This is a genomic window from Salinibaculum sp. SYNS191, from assembly GCF_037338445.1.
Lineage (GTDB): Archaea > Halobacteriota > Halobacteria > Halobacteriales > Haloarculaceae > Salinibaculum > Salinibaculum marinum.
The window spans coordinates 1,916,812-1,938,764 of sequence record NZ_CP147838.1; the positions used below are offsets into that span (position 1 = coordinate 1,916,812).

The 21,953-nt window shown below is 68.0% G+C and carries 20 protein-coding genes and 1 tRNA gene; 9 read left to right on the forward strand and 12 right to left on the reverse strand.

All coding sequences use genetic code 11. The features are described from left to right. Positions 1-49 precede the first annotated feature (49 nt). Positions 50-1,288: a YihY/virulence factor BrkB family protein gene (locus tag WDJ57_RS10410; protein ID WP_338906138.1), complete on the forward strand. Its 1,239-nt coding sequence runs from the start codon at positions 50-52 to the stop codon at positions 1,286-1,288. Between the two features lie 36 nt (positions 1,289-1,324). Here the strand turns inward: WDJ57_RS10410 and glnA are convergent, their stop codons facing one another. Further along, positions 1,325-2,677, reverse strand: coding sequence for a type I glutamate--ammonia ligase (gene glnA / locus WDJ57_RS10415; protein WP_338906140.1), 1,353 nt, complete (start codon positions 2,675-2,677; stop codon positions 1,325-1,327). A gap of 125 nt (positions 2,678-2,802) precedes the next feature. Between glnA and lrp the strand changes: the two genes are divergently transcribed. The 5 genes from lrp to WDJ57_RS10440 all read left to right on the forward strand — a co-directional run bounded on the left by lrp (position 2,803) and on the right by WDJ57_RS10440 (position 8,198). Then, positions 2,803-3,258 (forward strand): HTH-type transcriptional regulator Lrp, encoded by a 456-nt coding sequence (gene lrp / locus WDJ57_RS10420; RefSeq protein WP_338906142.1) that lies wholly within the window; start codon positions 2,803-2,805, stop codon positions 3,256-3,258. A 74-nt stretch (positions 3,259-3,332) separates the two neighbouring features. After that, the gene (locus WDJ57_RS10425; protein ID WP_338906144.1) at positions 3,333-4,814 is read left to right on the forward strand and encodes a protein kinase domain-containing protein; all 1,482 of its coding nucleotides are present in this window, start codon (positions 3,333-3,335) and stop codon (positions 4,812-4,814) included. A gap of 47 nt (positions 4,815-4,861) precedes the next feature. Next, positions 4,862-6,034, forward strand: a complete 1,173-nt coding sequence (locus WDJ57_RS10430; RefSeq protein ID WP_338906146.1) for a protein kinase domain-containing protein — start codon at positions 4,862-4,864, stop codon at positions 6,032-6,034. Positions 6,035-6,132: 98 nt separating this feature from the next. Then, the gene (locus tag WDJ57_RS10435) at positions 6,133-6,729 is read left to right on the forward strand and encodes a TetR/AcrR family transcriptional regulator (protein WP_338906148.1); all 597 of its coding nucleotides are present in this window, start codon (positions 6,133-6,135) and stop codon (positions 6,727-6,729) included. Next, positions 6,726-8,198 (forward strand): MATE family efflux transporter, encoded by a 1,473-nt coding sequence (locus WDJ57_RS10440; RefSeq protein WP_338906150.1) that lies wholly within the window; start codon positions 6,726-6,728, stop codon positions 8,196-8,198. The genes WDJ57_RS10435 and WDJ57_RS10440 overlap by 4 nt, the downstream gene beginning before the upstream one ends. 34 nt (positions 8,199-8,232) lie before the next feature. Here WDJ57_RS10440 and WDJ57_RS10445 read toward each other — a convergent pair whose 3' ends face one another. Beyond that, positions 8,233-8,892, reverse strand: coding sequence for a hypothetical protein (locus WDJ57_RS10445; RefSeq protein ID WP_338906152.1), 660 nt, complete (start codon positions 8,890-8,892; stop codon positions 8,233-8,235). Positions 8,893-9,154: 262 nt separating this feature from the next. Next, positions 9,155-10,837 carry a thermosome subunit beta gene (thsB, locus tag WDJ57_RS10450; RefSeq protein WP_380629374.1) on the reverse strand — a complete coding sequence of 561 codons (1,683 nt, stop codon included), beginning with the start codon at positions 10,835-10,837 and terminating at the stop codon, positions 9,155-9,157. Positions 10,838-11,069: 232 nt separating this feature from the next. Here thsB and WDJ57_RS10455 point away from each other — a divergent pair, with 232 nt between their 5' ends. Beyond that, on the forward strand, positions 11,070-12,638 hold the full coding sequence (locus WDJ57_RS10455; RefSeq protein ID WP_338906154.1) for a spermidine synthase: 1,569 nt from the start codon (positions 11,070-11,072) through the stop codon (positions 12,636-12,638). 94 nt (positions 12,639-12,732) lie between these two features. Continuing rightward, positions 12,733-13,425 carry a TVP38/TMEM64 family protein gene (locus tag WDJ57_RS10460; protein WP_338906156.1) on the forward strand — a complete coding sequence of 231 codons (693 nt, stop codon included), beginning with the start codon at positions 12,733-12,735 and terminating at the stop codon, positions 13,423-13,425. A 106-nt stretch (positions 13,426-13,531) separates the two neighbouring features. Here WDJ57_RS10460 and WDJ57_RS10465 read toward each other — a convergent pair whose 3' ends face one another. From WDJ57_RS10465 to WDJ57_RS10500, 8 genes are all read right to left on the reverse strand, one after another. Next, positions 13,532-14,188 carry a potassium channel family protein gene (locus WDJ57_RS10465; RefSeq protein ID WP_338906158.1) on the reverse strand — a complete coding sequence of 219 codons (657 nt, stop codon included), beginning with the start codon at positions 14,186-14,188 and terminating at the stop codon, positions 13,532-13,534. Positions 14,189-14,502: 314 nt separating this feature from the next. Further along, positions 14,503-14,586, reverse strand: a tRNA-Ser gene (locus WDJ57_RS10470). Between the two features lie 28 nt (positions 14,587-14,614). Beyond that, on the reverse strand, positions 14,615-14,818 hold the full coding sequence (locus WDJ57_RS10475; protein ID WP_338906160.1) for a hypothetical protein: 204 nt from the start codon (positions 14,816-14,818) through the stop codon (positions 14,615-14,617). Beyond that, complete coding sequence (locus WDJ57_RS10480; protein WP_338906162.1) at positions 14,818-15,195, reverse strand: Rid family detoxifying hydrolase; 378 nt, start codon at positions 15,193-15,195, stop codon at positions 14,818-14,820. Before WDJ57_RS10480 ends, WDJ57_RS10475 begins: the two co-directional genes overlap by 1 nt. Before the next feature lie 67 nt (positions 15,196-15,262). Next, positions 15,263-15,772, reverse strand: a complete 510-nt coding sequence (locus WDJ57_RS10485; protein ID WP_338906163.1) for an AAA family ATPase — start codon at positions 15,770-15,772, stop codon at positions 15,263-15,265. A gap of 68 nt (positions 15,773-15,840) precedes the next feature. Further along, positions 15,841-16,476 carry a uracil-DNA glycosylase gene (locus WDJ57_RS10490; RefSeq protein ID WP_338906164.1) on the reverse strand — a complete coding sequence of 212 codons (636 nt, stop codon included), beginning with the start codon at positions 16,474-16,476 and terminating at the stop codon, positions 15,841-15,843. After that, on the reverse strand, positions 16,477-17,013 hold the full coding sequence (gene msrA, locus WDJ57_RS10495; protein WP_338906166.1) for a peptide-methionine (S)-S-oxide reductase MsrA: 537 nt from the start codon (positions 17,011-17,013) through the stop codon (positions 16,477-16,479). It abuts the gene before it with no gap. Between the two features lie 78 nt (positions 17,014-17,091). Beyond that, positions 17,092-17,268, reverse strand: a complete 177-nt coding sequence (locus WDJ57_RS10500; protein ID WP_338906168.1) for a hypothetical protein — start codon at positions 17,266-17,268, stop codon at positions 17,092-17,094. Positions 17,269-17,381: 113 nt separating this feature from the next. Between WDJ57_RS10500 and ileS the strand changes: the two genes are divergently transcribed. Continuing rightward, positions 17,382-20,696 (forward strand): isoleucine--tRNA ligase, encoded by a 3,315-nt coding sequence (gene ileS / locus WDJ57_RS10505; RefSeq protein ID WP_338906170.1) that lies wholly within the window; start codon positions 17,382-17,384, stop codon positions 20,694-20,696. 48 nt (positions 20,697-20,744) lie between these two features. Here ileS and WDJ57_RS10510 read toward each other — a convergent pair whose 3' ends face one another. Next, complete coding sequence (locus WDJ57_RS10510) at positions 20,745-21,881, reverse strand: MFS transporter (protein WP_380629446.1); 1,137 nt, start codon at positions 21,879-21,881, stop codon at positions 20,745-20,747. Positions 21,882-21,953 lie beyond the last annotated feature (72 nt).

Sequence of the window (21,953 nt, forward strand, 5' to 3'; positions counted from 1 at the left end):
GCCAGCGGCGGCCCGGAGCTATTTGGTCGCGTCGGTCGCACTCGTGGACGTGACACAGAACGCACGGCCCGCCGACCTGGCCCGGTCGCTGGTGGGCGTCGTACGCGACCAGCAGTTGAGCTTCCTCGCGGCGGCGATCGCCTACTACGCCTTCGTATCGGTGTTCCCGCTGACGCTGGTGGCGCTGGCAGTCACCTCGGCGGTGGCCGGACAGACGTTCGCGACGGAGGTCGTCGCGCTGGCGAGTGGCCTGCTGACAGACCAGGCCGCGTCGCTGCTCGAGGACGCACTCACGAGCAGCGCCGGCCGCAGCGAGGCGACGGTCGTCGGTCTGGGGGTGCTCCTGTGGAGTTCGCTGCGGGTGTTCCGCAGCCTCGACATCGCGTTCGCCCGGGTCTACGAAATCGACGCACCGCCGTCACTGCGCTCCCAGGTCCAGGACGCGCTGCTCGTGCTCGTGACCATCGCGCTGGCACTCGCCGCGACGGTCGTCGTCGGCCCCCGTGCAGAGGCCGCGTTCAGGCCACTGGCGGGTATCGTCTCGGTACTGGTGCTCCTCGCCACGCTCGTCGCCGTCTTCCTGCCCGTGTACTACGTCTTCCCGGACTGCGAGATGACCGTCGGCGAGGCGCTGCCCGGTGCGGTGTTCGCCGCCGGCGGGTGGGTCCTGTTGAGCACCGGCTTCAGCGTCTACGCCGAGCAGGCGCCGACGTTTCAGCTGTACGGGCTCATCGGCGGTGTGTTGCTCGCACTGACGTGGTTCTACCTGGGCGGACTGCTCCTGCTCCTGGGAGCGGCACTGAACGCCGTGCTCGCGGGCCGGCGAGACCGGCAACTACAACAGGAACCGCTTCGAGATAGGAGACGACCGATGAGTGATTCGGAGTCGTCGCCGGAGGACGGCGACGGGGTGACAACAATCGAGCCGGAACCGGTCGACTACGGGGACCTCGCGGAGTTGCGCGAGGAGCTCGACCGGTTCGAGGAGGAGATAGAGGAGCGAACGGTCCACAGGGACGAACTGGAGTCGGACCTCAAGCAGTACGTCCGCAGGCGACTCAGACGCGGGAAGGCACGCGGCTGGGGGCCGTACCTCGTCCTGCTGTACGGGACGGCAATGACCCTGGGCGCGTTCTACTTCCTGGACGGCGTCTGGGCCATCCTCGCGATGATCGTCGTGTGGCTGTCGACGCTCGGACTGTACGTCCTGATGCTCATGGTCGGCGTAACGCTGAACGTCGCCGACGTCCCGGGCCGTCTGCTCGATACACTACGCAATCTGCGGTAACCCCGTCGTCCGGCAAAAAAGTTCGCGAAGGTCGCCTCAGTACTTCTCCAGGTAGCGGTCGATCTCCCACTGGGAGACGTCGACCAGGTACTCCTGGAACTCCTGGTTTTTCGCCTCGACGAACTTCTCGCCGACGTGCGGGCCGAGGGCGTCCAGGATGACCTCGTCCTTCTCGAGTTCGTCGACGGCCTCGCCCAGGTTCTCGGGCAGGGTGTCGATGCCGTACTCCTCGCGTTTCTCCTCGTCGAAGTCGTAGATGTTCTCGCGGACCGGGTCGGGGCAGTCGAGGTCGTTCTCGATGCCGTCGAGGCCGGCGTGAATCATCACGGCGAAGGCGAGGTAGGGGTTACACGAGGGGTCCGGCGAGCGTAGCTCGATGCGGCTCGCGGCGGGCGTCCGCGCGGCCGGCTTGCGGATGAGCGCGGAGCGGTTGACGTCGGACCACGCGATGTAGACCGGGGCCTCGTAGCCGGGAACGAGTCGCTTGTAGCTGTTGACCGTCGGGTTGCAGACCGCCGTGATGGCGGGCGCGTGTTCGAGGATGCCCGCGATGAACTTCCGGGCGGTCTCGGAGAGGTTGAACTCGCCGTCGTCGTCGTGGAAGGCGTTCTCGCCGTCCTGGAACAGCGACAGGTGCGTGTGCATGCCCGACCCGTTGATGCGCGGAATCGGCTTGGGCATGAACGTCGCGTGCAGGTCGTGTTCGGCCGCGATGGCCCGGACGACCGACCGGAACGTCCCGACGTTGTCGGCCGTCGAGAGCGCGTCGTCGTACGTGAAGTTGATCTCGTGCTGACCCTCAGCGACCTCGTGGTGGCTGGCCTCGACCTCGAAGCCCATCTCCTCGAGGCCGTAGATGATGTCACCGCGGACGTCCTGTGCGAGGTCCTTCGGCGCGAGGTCGAAGTACCCGCCGGAGTCGTGGGTCGTCGTCGTCGCGTTGCCGTTCTCGTCTTCTTCGAACAGGAAGAACTCGGGTTCCGGCGCGGCGTTGACCTGGTAGCCGAGGTCGTTCGCGCGGTCGATAGCGTCCTGCAGGACGAGCCGCGGGTCGCCGGTGAACGGCTTGTCTGTGGTCGTGTCGTGGACGTCACAGATGAGGCGAGCGCTGGTGACTTTCTCGCTGTTGCGCCACGGGAGCACGGCGAACGTCGTCGGGTCCGGTTCGAGACGCATGTCCGACTCCTGGATGCGGACGAATCCGTCGATGGAGGAGCCGTCGAAGTAGATGCCCTCCGTGAACGCTTTCTCCGCCTGCTCGGCCGGGATAGAGACGTTCTTGACTGTGCCCAGAATGTCCGTAAACTGCAACCTGAGGAAGTCTACGTCTTTCTCCTCGATCTCGTCGAGGACCCCCTCTGCTTCCGAAGATAGGTTTTCGCTTGTCATCTTTCGACGTGTCAGAGGGCGTGCCGCTATCACAAAAACCCTCCTATTTTGCGCAAATCTTGCACTCTACCCCCAGAATTGGATATTCGTAAAATTATAATATGTGGAGTTCGTTGGTGTAATTGATGACGTACGAAAATCTGGACCGAAAGTTGGTGAATGCACTTCTGGGAGACGGCCGCGCGAGCCTCCGCAGCCTGGCCGAGGAACTGGACGTGTCGGTCACGACCGTCTCGAACCACCTCTCGGACCTCGAGGAGGAGGGTATCATCGAAGGATACACACCGAAGGTCAACTACGACAAGCTCGGCTACGACGTGACGGCCATCCTCCAGCTGAAAGTCGAGGGTAGCGCCCTGCAGGACGTCACGGAGGACCTGCGCGAGCACCGTCAGATGGTCACCGTCTACGAGGTCACCGGCGACCACGACATCATCGCCGTCGGGAAGTTCACCGACACCGACGACATGAACGACGAAATCAAGACGCTGCTGAACGACCCCGAAATCAAGGAGTCCAACACGAGCGTCGTCCTCAACGCCGCGAAGGAACACGAGCAGTTCACGCTGGAACTCGAGTAGCCGACTGCGCAGACAGCGCGCGTCTGCCACCCGTCTGACATACGTTCTTGATGCTGTAGTCGCGAGAGCACTGTATGGCGACCGAGGGGGAGTACCGACCCGGACAGAGCCAGTCCGCCGCGGCGGCCGACGACGGGACGGAGCCAGCCGTAGCCCTCCTCGCGCCCTCCATGCTCGCCGGCCTCGACGCCGACGACCCGCAGACGACGCACACGGCCGGCTACGGCCTGTTCGTGCTGGCGAGCGCCCACGACACGGCGGCGGCGTCGCTCGCGGAGGACCTCGTCGCCCGCCTGGCAGCAGACGACTCCCGCCGGGACGTCTGTCGCACCCTCGCTGCGATTCGGCGCGTCGACGACGAGGCCGTCCGGCAGGCGCTGCTGGCGGCGACCAGCCACGACCGGGCGCGGGACCTCTACGGCCGGATTCGGGACGCGGAGCCGTGGGACCCGCCACGGCCGCTGTCCGCCGACGGTGGCAGCCACGCCGAGTACCTCACCGCCTTCCGGCAGGTCGTCCGCCCCGACGACCCCGACACCGTCGACCGGACAGCCGACCCCGGCGACGGTCCGACCGAAGTGGAAATCCGCGAGGGCGACCCCGCGGACGACGACGCCAGTGACGAGTCGGACGGGAGCGACGTGAACGTGAACGCGACCGGGCCGGGGGACGCCGGCGGGTCGGTGCAGACCAAACGGGACCGCATCGAACAGGCCGCGGCGTCGGAGACGTTCCAGGCCATCGCCCGGGAGAGCGGGTTCGACGACCTGACCGTCGTCGCCCCCGAGACCGAGCGGCGGTACGCGAACGTACTCCGCGCGCGGGCTCGCGCAGGCGACACCGAACGCGGCGTCGCGGTCCGGCTGTTGCACACGCCCGGCGAGGGACGCTTCGACGGGCTGGCGGATCAGTTGCGCGCGTGGGCGCGGTTGGTCGAGGCGCCCGGCATCGTCACCGTCGTCGACTGGGGGACGACGCCCCGGCCGTGGATCGCGACGGAGTACGTCGAGGAGACGCTGGCCCGTCGCGGCCGACTCGCTCCCGCGGCGGCGCTGAAACACGCGCGGGCGCTGACCGGCGCGCTCGTCCAGTTGCACCAGCAGGACGTGGTCCACGGCGCCGTCGACCCCCGGAACGTCGCGTACGCGGCGGACACCCTCGAAGAGCGCCGGCCGATGCTCGACAACGCCGGCCTCATCGGCGTCTACCGTCAGACGTTCGACCCGGCCGACTACCTCGACCCCCGCTACGCCGCTCCCGAGTACTTCGACAGCCAGTACGGCCGGCTCGACCACGCGACCGACATCTACCAGCTCGGTATGGTCGTCTACCGGCTCTGTGCCGGCCGGCACCCCTTCGACGGGAGCTACGGCGAGATACGCGAGGGAGTCCTGAACGACCGCCCGCCGGCGGCCACCGACTGCACGCCCGCACTGCCCGACGCCGTCGACGAGGTCCTCGCCAAGGCCACGGCAAAGCAGAAGCTCACCCGGTACGAGACGGCCCACGCCTTCCACCAGGACCTCTGTCGCATCTGCGAGGCCGTCCTCGACTGACGGGCGTCTGACGCACCTTCTTGACGGCGGCGCGGCAACGAGGGGCCATGAGCGCGGACGGTTCGGAGGGGACGACCGACGACGAGCCGTCCGAGACGCTGGTCGACACCCTGCTCGCGACGCTCGACGCCGCCGACGGCCCGGCCGAGGAGCCCTGGTACCGACGCGTCGAGAGCGCGACGGCCGACACGGAGCCCGCGTCCGTCGACGCTCTCAGGTGGCTCCGGACGCTGGCCGCCGAGAAGCGGGCGAGTGCGGCGAGCGAAAAGCCCGGACAGCCCGGTGAGAACGACGAGCCACGGGAAGGTCCGCCGCTATCGGCCGACGGCGCACAGACAGCCTCGCACACGGCCGAGGCAGAGCGCTGTCCGGTGCTGTCGGTGGTCGAGCGCGCGGCGCCGTTCGACCGGCTGGTCCACGTGGGGCCGGCGGTGGAGCGGCGCTTCGGCACGCGACGCCGGGTTCGGGCCGTCGTCGACGGCGAGACGCGCAGAATTGACGTCCGGGTCCACGCACAGCCAGAGCGGGCAACCGACGAGAGCGGCGAGGCGTTCGAGGACGCACTCGCTGCGCAACTGGACCGCTGGGCGGAGGTCGGCGACGTCGACGGCGTCGTCCCGATGCTGGCCTACGGGAGCGGGGGCGGCCCGTGGGTCGCGACGGCGAGCGTCGGCCCGACGGTCCGCGAGCGCGACCTCTCGCTGGGGCTGGCGCTGCACCACGCCTGCCGGCTCACGGGTGCGCTGGCGGCGCTGCACGACCGCGGCGTCGTCCACGCAGGCATCGACCCGGAGAGCGTGGGCTACCCGCTCGCTGCCGACGGCGACCGGCCCGCACCCGCGTTCGCCGACGTGGGGCTGGCGGACGTGTACCGACGCCACGGCGACCCGGCGACGGTGCTGGACCCCCGCTACGCCGCCCCCGAGTACTTCGAGCAGTCCCGCGGCATCGTCGACCGGACGACCGACATCTACCAGCTCGGGACGGTCGTCTACACGCTCGTGACCGGCCGGCCGCCCTTCGACGGCAGCCCCGGGGAGGTACGCGAGGCCGTGCTGTCCGACGACGTGCCGCCGGTCGCGCCACGGGACCGCCGGCTCCCGGACGCGTTCGACGAGATACTCCAGCGGGCGACGGCCACCGAGAAGTTCGCCCGGTACGACACCGCCGGTGCGTTCCACGACGACCTGACGGCGCTGTGTGAGCGTCTGCTCGACTGAACCGTGGCAGCGTCGTGGTAGGCGTCGACTACCCGCAGGGACGCCGGAGTTCCGAAGGTTTTTGACTGACCAGTCAGTCAGCTAGGGCAGTTCCCTCCATGGCTGCTGACGACGAGATACTCGACGCGACCTGGCGAGCCCTGTGTACCCACGGGTACGCCGACCTGACGATGCAGGACATCGCAGACGAGACGACCAAGAGCAAAGCCGCCTTGCACTACCACTACGACAGCAAGCACGACCTGCTGGTGGCCTTCCTCGACCACGTCGCCGACCGGTTCCTGGGCCGGGTCCGCGACGCCGCGGCCACGACCGACGGCGACGCCGCCGCCCGCCTCTCGGCGGTCATCGACGCGGCGCTCTCGCCGCCGGAGACCGGCGACATCGAGGACATGCAGACCGCCCTGCTGGAACTCAAGGCCCAGGCCCCCCACGAGTCGGACTTCCGGAAGCGCCTCCGCGAGTCCGACGAACAATTCCGTGACCTGCTGGCAGAGGTGCTGGCCGACGGCATCGACGACGGCAGCGTCCGGCCCGATGTCGACCCCGACGAGACGGCGCATTTCGTCGTGACGATGTTCGCGGGCGCGCAGTTGCGCCAGGTGTCCGTCGGCGAGAGCCGCCAGCCCGTGCGCGACCACATCGAGCGCCACCTCCAGGAACACGTCTACCGCCCGGAGGCGTCGGCGGAATGAGGCTGCGCGACGCGCTCGCGCGGCTGGACCCGCGGCGGCTGGGCGACCTCTTCAAGGGACAGGAGGAGATCGACCTGACCAGCGGCTCCATCGGCTGGCCGCTGTTTTACCTGTCGTTGCCCATCGTCGTGACGAACCTCCTCCAGACGGCCTACAACCTGGCCGACACGTTCTGGCTGGGCCAGTTCAGCAAGGACGCGCTGGCCGCGATTACCTTCGCCTTCCCGATGGTGTTCCTGCTCATCTCGCTGGGGATGGGACTGACAGTCGCGGGCAGCGTCCTCGTCGCCCAGCACATCGGAGCCGACGAGGAGGAGAAGGCCACCTACGCCGCCTCGCAGACGATGACGTTTGCAGTCGTCCTCTCGCTCGTGCTCGGGAGCGTCGGCTTCTTCTTCGTCGAGGACGCCCTGCGCCTGCTCGGCGTGAGCCAGGACGTGCTCCCGCTGGCGACGGGGTACATGGAAGTCGTCTCGCTGGGCCTTTTCATGATGTTCGGCTTCTTCGTGTTCATCTCGCTGATGCGCGGGTACGGCGACACCATCACGCCGATGCTCGTGATGCTCGGGACGGTCGTCCTGAACATCGCGCTGGACCCGTTCCTCATCTTCGGCTGGTGGGTGTTCCCCCGGATGGGCGTCCAGGGCGCGGCAATCGCAACCGTGTTCTCCCGCGGATTGGCGATGCTCGTCGGCCTCTACATCATGTTCGACGGGAGCCGCGGCGTGAAGATTCGGCTGCGGGACATGTGGCCCGACTTCGGCTACCTCCGGCGGCTGTTCAGCATCGGCGCGCCCGCCTCCATCGAGGGGACCGGCCGCGCACTCTCCATCAACCTCCTGCTGGTCGTCGTCGCCACCTTCCCGGACACCGTGGCGGCGGCCTTCGGCGTCGGCATCCGCGTGTTCTCGGTCATCTTCCTGCCCGCAATCGCGGTCGGCCGGGGTGTCGAGACGCTCGCGGGACAGAACATCGGTGCCGGCAACGAGGACCGGGCGGCGCGGACGAGCGACTTCGCGGCGAAGGTGATGTTCGTCGTCCTCTCCGGCGCTGCCGTCGTGGTCTGGCTGACCGCGCCGGCCATCATGCGGGTGTTCACCGACAACCCCGACGTCATCCCCATCGGCGCGGACTTCCTGCGCATCGTCGCGCCGACGTTCGGCTTTACCGGCGTGATGCGCGCCTACAGCGGCGGGTTCCGCGGGGCCGGCAAGACCATCATCGCCGCCGCCATCGCCATCTTCACGCTGGGCATCGTCCGCCTGCCGGTGGCGTGGTTCGCGGTCATCGAGTTCGACTTCGGGACGACTGGCCTCTTTGCCTCCTTCATCGTCTCGAACGTCCTCGGCGCGGTCATCGCCTACGTCTGGTACCGCCGCGGGACCTGGCGCGGTGCCGACCTCACCGACGACCCGACGGCCACCGTCTCCGGGTCGGGCGTCGAGGACGAAGCCGCCGTCGACGATTGAGCGGGCGGTTTCCTCCGTCGGGTTCGCACGCTCTCTACTCCAGTTCCAGAACCGACATCGAAGCCGTCCCGTAGTCGACCACGCGATTCGTTCCCGACACCTCGTAGTATGCGCCCCGATACTCGACGACGTCACCGTCTTCGAGGGGCAAATCGACGCCGTACCCGGACCTGTCGCCGTTCTCTGCGAGTCGATATTCGAGGTACGCCGCTGCCTGGCCGGTTAGATTGTCGAGGGAAGTGACGGTTCGATTCCCGGGCGCGTCGATTTCAGTCAACGACGGGTCGGTCCCCGGGCCGGCACAACACCGCGGCCCGTCGAACGTCACCCGGTAGTACGTCCCGTTTCGCCGCACGAACGCCTCCGTGACGCGGTCGCCAGCGTCGGTCGTCTCGCCCGGCCAGGATTCGTACACAGCAGCGTACCGGTAGTAGTCGTCGGGCGCACCCCACGCGTCCCCGTCCAGTAGCGTGACGTCTCCCGGTTCGAGCGCCGCGTCGAAGGCCTGGCGTTGCGCGTCGCTGAGCGCCGTGTAGTTGACGACCTCGATGTCCGACGGAACCGCCGTCGGTCGGTCGTCCGCCATCGTTTCAGTGCTCGTCGGCTGGTCGCTTCCCGAGGGAGTCCCGGCACAGCCAGCGAGAGCCAGTACGACGACACACAGGAGCAACGCGAGTCGGCGTCGGGAGGGCATGGCGTCGGATTGCGGTATCCCGACTAAGTATCTTCTGTCCGACGTGAGAGCCGCCGAGCGCGCGTTCCATCGCGCGCACCGGGAGACCTGCGGTCTCCCGAACCTCGCGGTGTAACCGCGAGACCACGGGGAAGGGCAGGCCTGCCACGAGCATCCGGCGGCGAAGCCGCCGGTTCCCTCCGAGCGCGAGGAGCCTTTTTCCCCAAGTTTTTGCAAGGAGAGGTTCGCGCTTTGCGCGAACCCGACGCAGCAAAAAGTGGGGTTACATCATGCCGCCCATGCCGCCGCCCATGCCGCCCATGCCGCCCATACCTCCGGGGGCGCCACCGGGGCCGCCTTCCTCGCCGTCGCCGCTGGTGGAGAGGTCGCCGGCGGAGATGATGTCGTCAATCTTCAGGACCAGGTTGGCCGCTTCGGCAGCGGAGCCCATCGCCTGGCGCTTGGCGTGTGCGGGTTCGACGACGCCGGCCTCGAAGGTGTCCTCGACCTCACCGCTGAAGACGTTCAGGCCGGCGCGGGCGTCGCCGCTCTCGTGGGCCGAGCGCATGTCGACGAGCGTGTCGATGGAGTCCAGCCCGGCGTTCTCGGCGAGCACGCGCGGGACGAGTTCCAGCGAGTCCGCGAAGGCCTCGACGGCCAGCTGCTCGCGGCCGCTGACGCTGTCGGCGTAATCGCGCAGCCGGGATGCCAGTTCGACCTCGGGCGCGCCGCCGCCGGGGAGCACGGCGCCCTCGATGATGGTGTCGGAGACGACCGAGAGGGCGTCGTTGACGCCGCGTTCGAGTTCGTCGACGACGTGCTCGGTGGAGCCACGCAGGAGCAGAGTCACGCCGTGGCTCTGGTCGCCGGCGCCCTCGACGTAGAACAGTTCCTCGTCCTCGTCGCGCTCGATGTTGCCGGTGCCGAGGTCGGATTCCTCGATGCTGTCGAGGTCGGAGACGATGCGGGCCTCGAGAACCTCGGTGAGGAACTGGAGCTGGGACTTCTTGACGCGGCTGAGCGCGAGGATGCCCTCCTTGGCGAGGTAGTGCTCGGCCATGTCGTCGATGCCCTTCTGACAGAAGACGGCGTCCACGCCGGCGTCGGCGATCTTCTGGACCATCTCCTGGAGCTGTTCCTCCTCCTTGTCGAGGAAGTTCTTGAGCTGGTCGGGGTCGGTGACGCTGACCTGCGTGTCGACCTCGGCCTCGTCGAGTTCGAGCGGGGAGTCGACGAGGAGGATGTTGGCGTCCTCCAGGTCGACGGGCATGTTCTCGTGGACGGGGTCCTTGTCGACGACGCCGCCGTTGAGCAGTTCGGAGTCGCCGGCGGAGCGACCGGTCTGGGTCTCGATGTCGAGGTAGGCCATGTCGACGACGACGCTGCCGTCGTCGGCCTCGACGGTGACCGCCTGTGCGCCCTCGACGATGAGTTCGGCGAGGACCTCCTTGTGCTGTTCCGCGCCCTTGCCGGTCATGGACGTCTCGGCGACCTTCTTCAGGATTTCCTCGTCGTCGCGGTCGACGTCGATGGCGATGTCGTCGACTTCCTCGCGGGCCCGCTCGGCGGCCATGTCGAACCCTTTGATGATGGCTGTCGGGTGGATGTCCTGTTCGAGCAGGTCCTCGGCGTTCTTCAGGAGTTCGCCGGTGATGGCGACGGCCGTCGTGGTGCCGTCGCCTGCCTCGTCCTCCTGGGTCTCGGCGACCTCGACGATCATCGACGCCGTCGGGTTGTCGATGTCCATCTCCTCCAGGATGGTGACGCCGTCGTTGGTGACGGTGATGTCACCGAGCGAGGAGACGAGCATCTTGTCCATCCCCTTCGGCCCGAGTGTCGAGCGTACCGATTCGGCGACTGCGCGCGCGGCAGCGATGTTGTGCTCCTGCGCGCTCTTGTCCTTCATCCGCTGGGCGTCCTCGCCCAGGATAATCATGGGCTGGCCCTGCATCTGCTGCTGGCTCATAGTCAGGAGAGAGTTTGTATGTGGTTCTATATAAATTCCCCGCTTATCGCTCGCTCCGGGATTCGGACGCGTGACCGAGAACCGCAGGAAGAAACGCCCGTTCCCGTCGACCGGCGCCGCGGCGGCAGTTCGGCGCGAGCGCTGTTTTTGTATATATTAGTACCGGTCGAAGTCGCGGCGAGCGACGCGACAGTCGTTACCCATTTGATACGAAGGGCCGTACGTGCGATGAATGGCGACAGGGACGGGAGACTGGGCCAGGCGGGTGACCCGGCCCGAACTCGCGGTGTTCGTCTCCGGCGTGGCGAGCATGGGCCTCGAAATCCTCGCCGGCCGGGTCGTCGCGCCGCAGTTCGGCAACAGCATCTACACCTGGGGCAGCATCATCGGCGTCTTCCTGGCGGCGCTGTCGCTGGGCTATCACTACGGCGGGAAACGCGCCGCCGAGCGGGCGAACCACCGCCGACTCGCCCGCCTCCTGCTCGTGACGGCCGTCTACGTCGCGGTGCTCATCTTCGCCGGCGACCTCCTCCTGCGCTCGACGACGGTGTTTCCCCTCCCCAGCAGGTTCGCGTCGCTGCCGGCCGTAATCTTGCTCTTTGGCCCGCCGACGTACCTCCTGGGCTTTATCAGTCCCTACGCGGCCGACCTCTCCAGCACCGAGGACGTGGGGAAGGCGTCGGGACACATCTACGCCGTCGGCACCGTCGGCAGCATCCTGGGGGCCTTCGGGACCACCTACCTCCTCATCCCGTGGCTCGGCATCGACCAGATAGCGTTCGTCTTCGGCGTCCTGCTGGTCGTGACGGCGGCCGTCGTCCTGGGCCGGTCGCCACAGCGCCGGTCCGTCTTCGCCGTCGCCGCCGTCGGCGTGGTGCTCGTCGCAGCACTCGGTAGTGGCGCGGTCGGGGTGTCGGCACACGGCCGCGTCGTCTACCACACGCAGACGCCCTACCAGGAACTGGAGGTCGCCGACCTCGGCGGGACCCGGACGCTGTACCTCGGCGGCCAGCGACACAGCGCGATGGACAGGGACCGCCCCACCCGCCACGTCTTCGAGTACACGCGGTACTTCCACCTGCCGTACCTGTTCGCCGAGGACCCCGACGACATCGACCGGGTGCTGTTCGTCGGCGGCGGCGGGTTCACCGGACCTCGCCGGTTCGCGGCGGAGTACAACGCGACGATAGACGTCGTCGAAATCGACCCCGAGGTCATCCGCGTCGCCAAGGAGTACTTCCACCTTGAGGAGTCACCGAACCTCACCGTCTACAACGCGGGCGGCCGGCAGTTCCTCCGCGATACCGACCGGACCTACGACCTCATCGTCCTCGACGCGTACAAGAAGGACAAGGTCCCCTTCCAGTTGACGACGGTGGAGTTCATGCGCCTGGCCGAGCGCCGGCTCACCGACGACGGGATGCTCTACGCGAACATCATCTCGGCACCGTCCGGGCCGGCCGGACAGTTCTACCGCGCCGAGCACCGGACCATGGAGGCGGTGTTCCCCAGGGTCTACACGTTCCCGACACACGACGGCAGCGTCGTCCAGAACATCGAAGTCATCGCGACGAAGTCGGCGACGAGGGTCTCGCAGTCGACGCTCCGCGAGCGCAACCAGCAACGGGACGTCGGCATCGACCTCGGCGACGAGATACGGGACTACACCATCGACGACCCGCCGGAGGACGTGCCGCTCCTCCGCGACGACCGCGCGCCGGTCGACAGCCTGCTCGAACCGATGGTCGGCCAGCGCTACGTCCTTCAGGAAACGGCGCCGGGGAACGCGAGCGCCGGCTGACGGCTGACGGGACCGACTGACAGCACGCGGCGGGTCGCGACCCCGGAAGGCAGTTTCCCCAAGTATTTTCTCTCCACGGGAGTGTGGTCGGTCGATGGACGAGCCGCTGCCCTCGCTGCGCCCGCTCATCCTCCGGGCGGCCGTCGTCGCCCTCCTGTTCGCGCTCGCGCCTGCCGTGATGGTGTGGGCGGTCCCGGAGGTACAGGACCCGGTCGCGATTCGGGGGTATCTGCTGAGTTTCGGGCCGCTGGCACCGCTGGTGCTGGTCGTCCTGCAGGTGTTGCAGGTGCTCGTCGCACCGATTCCCGGCGCGGTGCTGGCGGTGGCGAGCGGGGCCCTCTTCGGTGCGGTCCCGGGTGCGGTGTACAGCCTCATCGGCACGACTATCGGCAGCACGATCGCGTTCGCGCTGTCCCGGCGGTACGGACGGCCGTACGTGAGTCGGCTCGTGGGACCCCAGCGGCTGGTCCGGTTCGACGGGTTCGTCGAGCGGACGGGACTCCCGGGCGTCTTCGCGCTCTTTCTCGTCCCCGGCCCGTGGCCCGACGACATGGTGTGTTTCGTCGCCGGCGTCTCGACGATTCCAATCCCGCGGCTGATACTGGCGGCGGTCGCCGGCCGCGCTCCGGCCCTGCTGTTCGCGAGTTTCCTCGGTGCCGAACTGGTGTCCGGCCGGTTCGCACTCACCGGGTTCGTCCTCGGCGCGCTCCTGCTCACGTGGGTGCTCGGCTACTACTACCGCCGGGAGGCCCTCGCACTGCTGCGCCGGACCCTGGGCCGGGCCTGAGCGACGTGAGCGAGCCCGGCGGGAACGCCACCGTCGTCGTGACTGGGCAGCGGCCGCGTACGCCCTCGTTGCCCGCGACCGCGTCGTCGGGCCCGCGCGGTCCGGTCTACCCCCGAAAGAGGCGGCGGACCTCGTCAGCGACGTCGGGTTCGACGGCCACCACGTACGTCTCTCCGGGGTTGAGTTCGGTCTCCGCCGAGACGATGTGACTCTGTTCGACGTTGCTGATGACGACGCTGCCCTGGGGGAACCGGGTCTCCGCGAGTTGCTGCCCGGCGACTGGTGCCGCCGGCGCGACCTCGATTTCGAGGAGTTCCACCTGGGCCGCCGTGTCGTCCAGCGAGCGGACGCCGTGTTCGACGGCGTTGACCGCGGTTCGCGCGCCGGCGCGTTCCGGGAAGATGATCTCGTCCGCGTAGTCGGCGTAGTCGCGGGTGGTCTCGAATACCGAGCGCATGACGGTGCGAATCTCCGGCGCGAAATCCTTCGCCAGCGTGCAGACGGTGAAGTTCGTGCCCATGGTGTCGGTCATCGCGACGAGCACGTCGACGCGCCCCAGGTCGGCCTGTCTGAGCACGGCCGAGTCCGTGGCGTCGCCTTCGATGATGGTTGCGACGTGTTCGTCGACGAGTTCCGCAACCCGCTCGGGATTCCGTTCGATGATGACGACGTCGTGTCCCCGGTCGTCGAGGAACCGGGCAGTGCGCAGTCCCGTACGGCCGCTGCCGACGATGACGACGCGCAAGTCCTCTGATACTGCCATTCCCGGGTTCTTGTAACGGCGGACGGATGAGCGTTCTCCCGAAACTGCGCGGGCGCTGAGAGGGGACCAGGTACAGCGGCGACGAACGAGCGGCGGGACGCCAGAAAGTCGTTCGCCGCTCACGCGGTGGCGAGCACACGGGGTGCTCGCCGTGTAGATCGCAACAGAAGCGCCAGGACTGGGATTTGAACCGATTGCGAGACGGTCGCTCCCGGTGGTCGCGCTGCGACTCGCGTGTTCAAATCCAGGAGGGCGTTCGACGCTCACGCGGTGGCGAGCACACGGGGTGCTCGCCGTGTAGATCGCAACAGAAGCGCCAGGACTGGGATTTGAACCCAGAATCCCATACGGGAACACGCTTTCCAGGCGTGCGCCTTACCAGATTCGGCCATCCTGGCCTGCATCGGACAGTCCGGGGGTCGCCGATTAAGACCTTTCGCTCTCGACCAGTCGGGGTCGGAGGGCGTGAGCCAGTCCGCTGGTGACGACGAGCACGGCCACCGCGCCGGCGACCATCGGCGCCACGCCGACGAAGTCACCGCCGAACAAGTGATAGCCCTGCACGAGCGCGAGGAAGGCCATGCCGCCGACCAGTCCCCACAGCAGGCTCGACTTGACGCGGGGGTCCATCACGTCGTCGCGACCGCCTCTATCTCGACGCCGACGCCCTTCGGGAGCGCGTCGACGCCGACGGCGCTGCGGGCCGGCGGGTCCTCGGCGAAGAAGGACTCGTAGGTGTCGTTCATCGCGTCGAAGTCCTCGATGTCGTCGAGGTACACCGTCACCTTCACCACGTCGGCCATGCTCGCGCCGGCCTCCGACAGGACCGCCTGGACGTTCTCCAGCGCCTGCTCGGTCTGGACGTCGATGTCGGCCCCGTCGAGCAGGTCGCCCTCCGGTGTGAGCGGTATCTGGCCGGCCGTGAACACGAGGTCGTCGGTCGCTATCGCCTGGCTGTACGCGCCGACGGCGGCGGGTGCGTCGTCGGTACTGATGACCTCTCTCATGCCTCGACCTCCGACGGCCAGCGACATAAACGTCGGCGACCCGTCGTCGGTGACCCGTCGGCGGAGGCTACACGTCGGCGAACAGGTCAGTCACGCGTTCGCGCGTGTCCGCCCACGCGCCGGAGTTGTCGACGGTGACTGGGGGCCGCTCGAAGGCGTCGAACTCGGCTTTGAGTTCCAGGTGGTTCCGGTAGGTGGCGTCGCTGACGGTCTCGGTCCGCTGGCGGATGCGCTCGCGGACGGTGTCCTCGTCGCAGGTCACGTGGACGAACTCGCAGTCGACGCCGACGGCGGCGGCCATCTCGGCGACGTCGTCCCGGAACGGGCGCGAGCGGTAGGTGCCGTCGAGCACCGCGCGGCCGCCGTCTTCGACGGCCTCGCGGGCACGTTCGCGGACGGCCGCGTACACGCGGTCGGTCTCCTCGTCGGTGTACTGCGGGTCCGAAAAGAGGTCCTTGCGCACCACGTCGGTCCGGACCAGCGTCGCCGAGAGCCGGTCGGCGAGCAGTCGGGACACCCGGGACTTGCCGACGCCCGGCAGGCCGCAGACGACCACGACGGCCGGCGCGTCGGTCACGAGACCACCCCGGCGCGCACAGCGGGGACGCACCACGTCATCGTTGGAGACCACCGTTCCGGACGGTTTCAAGCTACCGTCTCGGCGTCGAGGGTCGCCGCCAGCGCCGCCCGGTACGACTCGGGCGTGTGGTCGATTCGCGGAACCCAGACGTCCTGATACGACGGGTGAAGCACCGGGACGAGCGTCGTCTCCAGCGCGGGGCAGGGAATCGGGTCCAGCACGGTGTCGAGGAAGCCGTCGAGTTCCCGGTCGACCATCGCCAGCACCGACTGCGTGGCGTGTTTCCCCGTCGCGACGACGGCGTCGGGGCCAACCGTCTCGATCTCCTCCCGGAGGTAGGGCCGGCAGTTCGCGCGCTCCTCAGGGGTAGGTTCGCGGTTCGTCGTCCCGTCGGCGTCGTCTGCCGGGAAGCACTTCACCGCGTTCGTGAAGTAACAGTCGTCGGGACCGAACCCGGCGTCGGCGAGCATCGCACGGACGCGCCGGCCGGAGTGACGCGAGGTGTAGGCCATCCCGGTCCAGTTGCCGCCCCGCCAGCGGTCGGCGTCAGAGTCGCCCGCGCCCGGCGCTTCGCCGACGACCAGGACGGTCGCATCGAGGGGACCGTTCCCCCACGAGATGCACTCGCGGCTCTCGGCGAGTGCGGGGCAGCGCCGGCAGTCGTCGGCCAGGGGATTGGAGGCGTCCGGGAACTGTGGCATTCAGTCGTCGGCGAGTTTGTCGGCGTGTTTGGCCGCCATCTTCTCCAGTTTCGGCGGAATCTGCATCTGGCAGTAGGGCTGGTTGGGGTTCTTCTCGAAGTAGTCCTGGTGTTTCTCCTCGGCGCGGTAGAACGTTTCGAGCGGCGCGACCTCGGTGACGATGCCGCTGTACTCGCCGCTCGCTTCGAGTTCGTCGATGTACTCCTCGACGACGCGGCGTTGCTCCTCGTCGTGGTAGTAGACGCCCGAGCGGTACTGCGAGCCGACGTCGGGGCCCTGCCGGTCCTCGGTCGTCGGGTCGTGGATGGTGAAGAACACTTCGAGGATGTCGCGGTAGGATATCTCGTCGGTGTCGTAGGTAACCTGGACGGCCTCGGCGTGGCCGGTCGTGCCGCTGCAGACGGCCTCGTAGGTGGGGTCGTCGGCGTGGCCGCCGCAGTACCCGGAGACTACCGACTCGACGCCGCGCACGCGCTCGAAGGCCGCTTCGACACACCAGAAACACCCGCCGGCAACCGTCGCCGTAGCTGTGGACATACCCGTCGTAGGGCCCCGAGAAGTATAGCCCCTGTGCCACCGGAGACGGCGAGAGACGGCGCACGGGCCCGAACGGGGTTACTCCTCGGACTCCTGAAGCTGGTCGTCGATGGCCAGCAGGACCAGCAGGACGACAGCCGCCACGAGCGCGGGAAGGATGTCGCTCTCGACGACGGCGGCGGTGATGGTGCCGGCGAGCAGAACGAGACCGCCGATGACGATGCCCCGCCACGGAATCTGCTGGATGACGCTCACGGCAGCGTATCGTCAGGCGACCGGGATAAGCGTTCCCGAACCCGCGGGCGACGGGAGCGTGACCGGGGGCGAATACCGATTCTCCTTTAACGACGGCGCGGCACTACGTGGATATGAGCAGTCACGAGGACGGGGAGCCGTCACAGTTCGAGGCGGTCGACGACCAGTACGACCCCCACGCGGTCGAGGACCGCGTGTTCGACTACTGGGACGCCGTCGACGCCTACGACCAGACGGTCGAGCACCGGGCCGACGAGGAGACCTTCTTCTTCGTGGACGGCCCGCCCTACACCTCCGGCGCGGCCCACATGGGCACCACCTGGAACAAGACGCTGAAGGACGCCTACATCCGCTTTCACCGGATGCAGGGCTACGACGTCACCGACCGGCCGGGCTACGACATGCACGGCCTGCCAATCGAGACGAAAGTCGAGGAACGCCTGGACTTCGACTCGAAGAAGGACATCGAGGAGTTCGGCGAGGAGAACTTCATCCAGGAGTGCAAGGAGTTCGCCGACGAGCAACTCGAAGGCCTGCAGGACGACTTCAAGTCCATCGGCGTCTGGATGGACTGGGACGACCCCTACAAGACCGTCTCGCCGGAGTACATGGAAGCGGCCTGGTGGGGCTTCCAGCAGGCCCACGAGCGCGGCCTGGTCGAGCAGGGCAAACGCGCCATCAACCAGTGCCCCCGCTGTGAGACGGCCATCGCCAACAACGAGGTCGAGCGCGACGAGGTGGGCGCGCCGTCTATCTACGTGAAGTTCCCTCTCACAGAGCGAGAAGGCAATCTCGTCATCTGGACGACGACGCCGTGGACCATCGTCGCCAACACCTTCGTCGCCGTCGACGAAGACCTCACCTACGTTGCCCTCGAAGGTCAGAAGGGAGACGAATCCGAGCGAATCTACGTCGCCGAAGCCGTCGCCGAGGAGGTCGCCGAGTGGGCCGAGTACGACGACTGGGAGGTCGTCGAGGAACTCTCCGGCGACGACCTCGTCGGCTGGGAGTACGAGCACCCGCTCGCCGAGGAAGTGCCCGAACACCCCGACTTCGAGGGTGCCGGAGAGGTCTACACCGCCGACTACGTCGAGGCCGACCGGACGGGGCTGGTCCACTCCGCGCCCGGCCACGGTGAGGAGGACTTCGAGCGCGGTATGGAACTCGGCCTGGACGTCTTCTCTCCCGTCGGACCCGACGGTGTGTTCACCGACCAGGCAGGTGCCTTCGAGGGTAGTTACGTCCGCGACGCCGACGACGACGTCATCGCCACGCTGGAGGAGAAGAGCCTGCTGCTGGCCAGCGAGGAGGGCCACACTATCAACGAGGGGCACTGCTGGCGCTGTGACAGCGAAATCGTCCGCATCGTCACAGACCAGTGGTTCATCACCGTCTCCGACATCAAGGAGGAACTGCTGGACAACATCGACGACAGCGAGTGGCACCCCCAGGAGGCCCGCGACGAGCGCTTCCGGAACTTCGTCGAGGACTCGCCGGACTGGAACGTCTCCCGGCAGCGGTACTGGGGCATCCCGATTCCCATCTGGACGCCGGATAGCGCGGAGCAACGCTCCGCGAACCGGAGCGGCGAAGCCGCGGAGGGTGTCGAAAACCCTGACGCCGACGAGTGGATCGTCGTCGGCACCCGCGAGGAGCTGGCCGAGCGCGTCGACCAGGACGTCGACCCCGACGAGGTCGACCTGCACAAGCCGACCGTCGACGACCTGACCATCACGGAGGACGGCACGACGTACACGCGCGTCAGCGACGTCTTCGACGTCTGGCTGGACTCCTCGGTCGCGACGTGGGGGACGCTCGACTACCCCGAACAGGAAGACGACTTCGAGGAGCTGTGGCCCGCCGACCTCATCATGGAGGCCCACGACCAGACCCGCGGGTGGTTCTGGTCGCAACTCGGCATGGGCACCGCCGCGCTCGGCGAGGTGCCCTACCAGGAGGTCCTGATGCACGGCTGGGCGCTGGCGGAGGACGGCCGGAAGATGTCGAAGTCCATCGGCAACGTCGTCACGCCCCACGAGGTCATCGAGAAACACGGCGCGGACCCGATGCGGCTGTTCCTGCTCTCGGTGACGCCCCAGAGCGACGACATGCGCTTCTCGTGGGACGAAATCGAGAACATGCAGCGCGATTTGAACATCCTCTGGAACGTCTTCCGGTTCCCGCTGCCGTACATGCGGCTGGATGGGTTTGAACCGGGCGCGATTCCAGGGGAATCGCGAGACGGAGGCGGCGAAGCCGCCGGAGTGACAGTCGAAGACGCCGACCTCGAAACGGTCGACGAGTGGGTGCTCTCCCGGCTCCAGGCCGTCGAGGCCGAGATGGGCGAGCACTGGGAGGACTTCCGGCAGGACCGGGCGCTCGATGCGCTGCTGGAGTTCGTCGTCGAGGACGTCTCCCGGTTCTACATCCAGGTCGTCCGCGAGCGGATGTGGGAGGAGGAAAACAGCGCCTCGAAGCAGGCCGCCTACGCCACCTTCCACCGCGTGCTCTCGGAGGTCGTCGCCCTCTTCGCGCCGTATGCCCCCTTCGTCGCGGAGGAGATATACGGCACCCTCACCGGCGACAACGGGTACGACTCAGTCCACATGCTGGACTGGCCCGAGCCAGCCCCGACCTGGCGCGACACGCAACTGGAGGAGGACATCGAGGTGGTCCGGGCCGTCGAGGAGGCCGGGTCGAACGCCCGCCAGCAGGCCGAGCGCAAGCTCCGCTGGCCCGTCCCGGAAGTCGTCGTTGACGTGCCCGACGACCGCGTCTCCGCAGCGGTCCAGCGCCGGGCCGACCTCGTCGCCGACCGGCTGAACGCCCGCGAGGTGACGGTCATCGGACCCGACGAGGGTGGCTGGGGCGAACTCAACTACTCCGCCGAGGCGGACATGAGCATCCTCGGCCCCGAGTTCGGCGACGACGCCGGCCGCGTGATGAACGCGCTCAACGAGGCCCGCGTGAGCGACCCCGACCTCGCTACGCTGGAGGCAGCCGTCGCGGACGCGATCGGGCTGGACGTCGAGTTGACCGCGGAGATGGTCGAGTTCGTCACCGAGACACCCGAGGGCGTCTCCGGGACGGAGTTCGAGGCGCTGGACAGCGCGGGCGTCGTCTACGTCGACACCTCGCTGACCGAGGACATCGAGAGCGAGGGCTACGCCCGCGAGGTCATCCGCCGCGTCCAGGAGATGCGCAAGGACCTCGACCTCGACATCGAGGAGGAGATTCGGGTCGACCTCTCGATTGCCGACGAGCGCGTCGCAGAACTCGTGGACGACCACGAGGACCTCATCGCCGAGGAGGTGCGCGCCGCTGAGTTCGGCGGCGTCGACGACGGTCACCGGAAGACCTGGGACGTGGAAGGCGTCGAGATGGACATCGCCGTCGAGGCAGTTGCTGCCCCGCAGGCGTCGGACTGACGCACCTCTTTCTCGGTCGCGTTAGCGTGGCTTCTCGGCTGGAACTGCTCACTGTCGCCGGTACTGCCGGGCGAGGACGAGTGCGGCGACGAGCAGGCTGGCGGCCAGCGCCCAGAAGGCGACGTCGAACCCGGCGACGTCGGCGACGACGCCGACGAAGCCCGGGCCGAGCGCGTTCGTGCCGAGGAACACGCCGCGGGCGGCACCGAGGTCGCCGCCGACGTTCTCGTCGGGCGCGGCCTCCATCACCACGGCGTCGGCGATGGGGAACTGTGTCTTGTAGCCGACGGCGGCGAGGACGGTGCCGACGGCGACGACGGCCAGCGAGGCGGAGCCGAGAATCATGACCGCGAAGCCGAGGGCACCGGCGAGCAGGCCGGCGATGCTGACCAGCAGGCGCGGGAAGCGGTCGCTGAGTTCCCCGGCGGCCGGCTTGACGAACAGACCCACCGCGAAGATGAGCGCGAAGGCGACGCTGGCGATGGTCTCCGAGAAGCCGGCGCTCTCGACCAGAAACAGGGGGTAGAAGTTCGTCAGGCCGCCGACGGCGAAGTAGAAGAACGCGAAGGCGACGAGGCGCTCGCGCTGGGCGCGGGTTGCGAGGACACGCCGGAGGGTGTCACCCGGCTCCAGCGGCGTGTGTTCGACCCTGTACTGCTCCTCGTTCCAGAGGACAAAGAGCACGGTCACCAGCGCCAGGAGGACGACGACGGGGACGAAGGCGGCCTGCCAGACGGTCGTCGCGAGTACGACGGCCGCGAGGCCAGCGGCGAGGAGGCCGCCGGCGTCGGTCCCGGCGGCGTAGATACCGAGCGCGCGCCCGCGACTGCCGGTGTAGAGGTCGCCGAGCAGCGCTCGACTGGGACTGGCGTACAGTCCCTTGCCGACGCCGAGGAGCAGGATGCCGAGGACGAACACGGCGACGCCGCCGGCGACGCCCACGAGGACGAATCCCGTCAACAGCACGGCGAAGGCCGGCAGGATGAGCGTCGCGCGGGAAAGCGCGTCGGAGTAGGTACCGCTGGGGTACTGCGAGACGGCGTAGGCGAGACCGAAGGCGGTCAGCGCGAGGCCGGCCCCCCCGGAGGAGAGCGAGAAGGTCTCCGTGATGCGGGGAAGGAGCGGGGAGAGGAGAAAGCGCCCGCCCTGGAGGGTGGCCCAGCCGAGCGACAGGACCAGCAGCATCTTCGAGCGGTAGCTGGTCGCCGTGAGCGGCCGACTGAACCGTTCGGTGCGCACACGGGGCGTATGGCGAGG

What these genes read in the sequence shown, in the direction of transcription:
- WDJ57_RS10435 (WP_338906148.1), top strand. Translation starts at nt 6,133, where the DNA reads ATGGCTGCTGACGACGAGATACTCGACGCGACCTGGCGAGCCCTGTGT.
- WDJ57_RS10430 (WP_338906146.1), top strand. Translation starts at nt 4,862, where the DNA reads ATGAGCGCGGACGGTTCGGAGGGGACGACCGACGACGAGCCGTCCGAG.
- msrA (WP_338906166.1), bottom strand. Translation starts at nt 17,013, where the DNA reads ATGTCCACAGCTACGGCGACGGTTGCCGGCGGGTGTTTCTGGTGTGTC.
- WDJ57_RS10465 (WP_338906158.1), bottom strand. Translation starts at nt 14,188, where the DNA reads ATGGCAGTATCAGAGGACTTGCGCGTCGTCATCGTCGGCAGCGGCCGT.
- WDJ57_RS10425 (WP_338906144.1), top strand. Translation starts at nt 3,333, where the DNA reads ATGGCGACCGAGGGGGAGTACCGACCCGGACAGAGCCAGTCCGCCGCG.
- ileS (WP_338906170.1), top strand. Translation starts at nt 17,382, where the DNA reads ATGAGCAGTCACGAGGACGGGGAGCCGTCACAGTTCGAGGCGGTCGAC.
- WDJ57_RS10480 (WP_338906162.1), bottom strand. Translation starts at nt 15,195, where the DNA reads ATGAGAGAGGTCATCAGTACCGACGACGCACCCGCCGCCGTCGGCGCG.
- WDJ57_RS10455 (WP_338906154.1), top strand. Translation starts at nt 11,070, where the DNA reads ATGGCGACAGGGACGGGAGACTGGGCCAGGCGGGTGACCCGGCCCGAA.
- WDJ57_RS10460 (WP_338906156.1), top strand. Translation starts at nt 12,733, where the DNA reads ATGGACGAGCCGCTGCCCTCGCTGCGCCCGCTCATCCTCCGGGCGGCC.
- WDJ57_RS10475 (WP_338906160.1), bottom strand. Translation starts at nt 14,818, where the DNA reads ATGGACCCCCGCGTCAAGTCGAGCCTGCTGTGGGGACTGGTCGGCGGC.
- glnA (WP_338906140.1), bottom strand. Translation starts at nt 2,677, where the DNA reads ATGACAAGCGAAAACCTATCTTCGGAAGCAGAGGGGGTCCTCGACGAG.
- WDJ57_RS10440 (WP_338906150.1), top strand. Translation starts at nt 6,726, where the DNA reads ATGAGGCTGCGCGACGCGCTCGCGCGGCTGGACCCGCGGCGGCTGGGC.
- lrp (WP_338906142.1), top strand. Translation starts at nt 2,803, where the DNA reads ATGACGTACGAAAATCTGGACCGAAAGTTGGTGAATGCACTTCTGGGA.
- WDJ57_RS10445 (WP_338906152.1), bottom strand. Translation starts at nt 8,892, where the DNA reads ATGCCCTCCCGACGCCGACTCGCGTTGCTCCTGTGTGTCGTCGTACTG.
- WDJ57_RS10490 (WP_338906164.1), bottom strand. Translation starts at nt 16,476, where the DNA reads ATGCCACAGTTCCCGGACGCCTCCAATCCCCTGGCCGACGACTGCCGG.
- thsB (WP_380629374.1), bottom strand. Translation starts at nt 10,837, where the DNA reads ATGAGCCAGCAGCAGATGCAGGGCCAGCCCATGATTATCCTGGGCGAG.
- WDJ57_RS10510 (WP_380629446.1), bottom strand. Translation starts at nt 21,881, where the DNA reads ATGCTGCTGGTCCTGTCGCTCGGCTGGGCCACCCTCCAGGGCGGGCGC.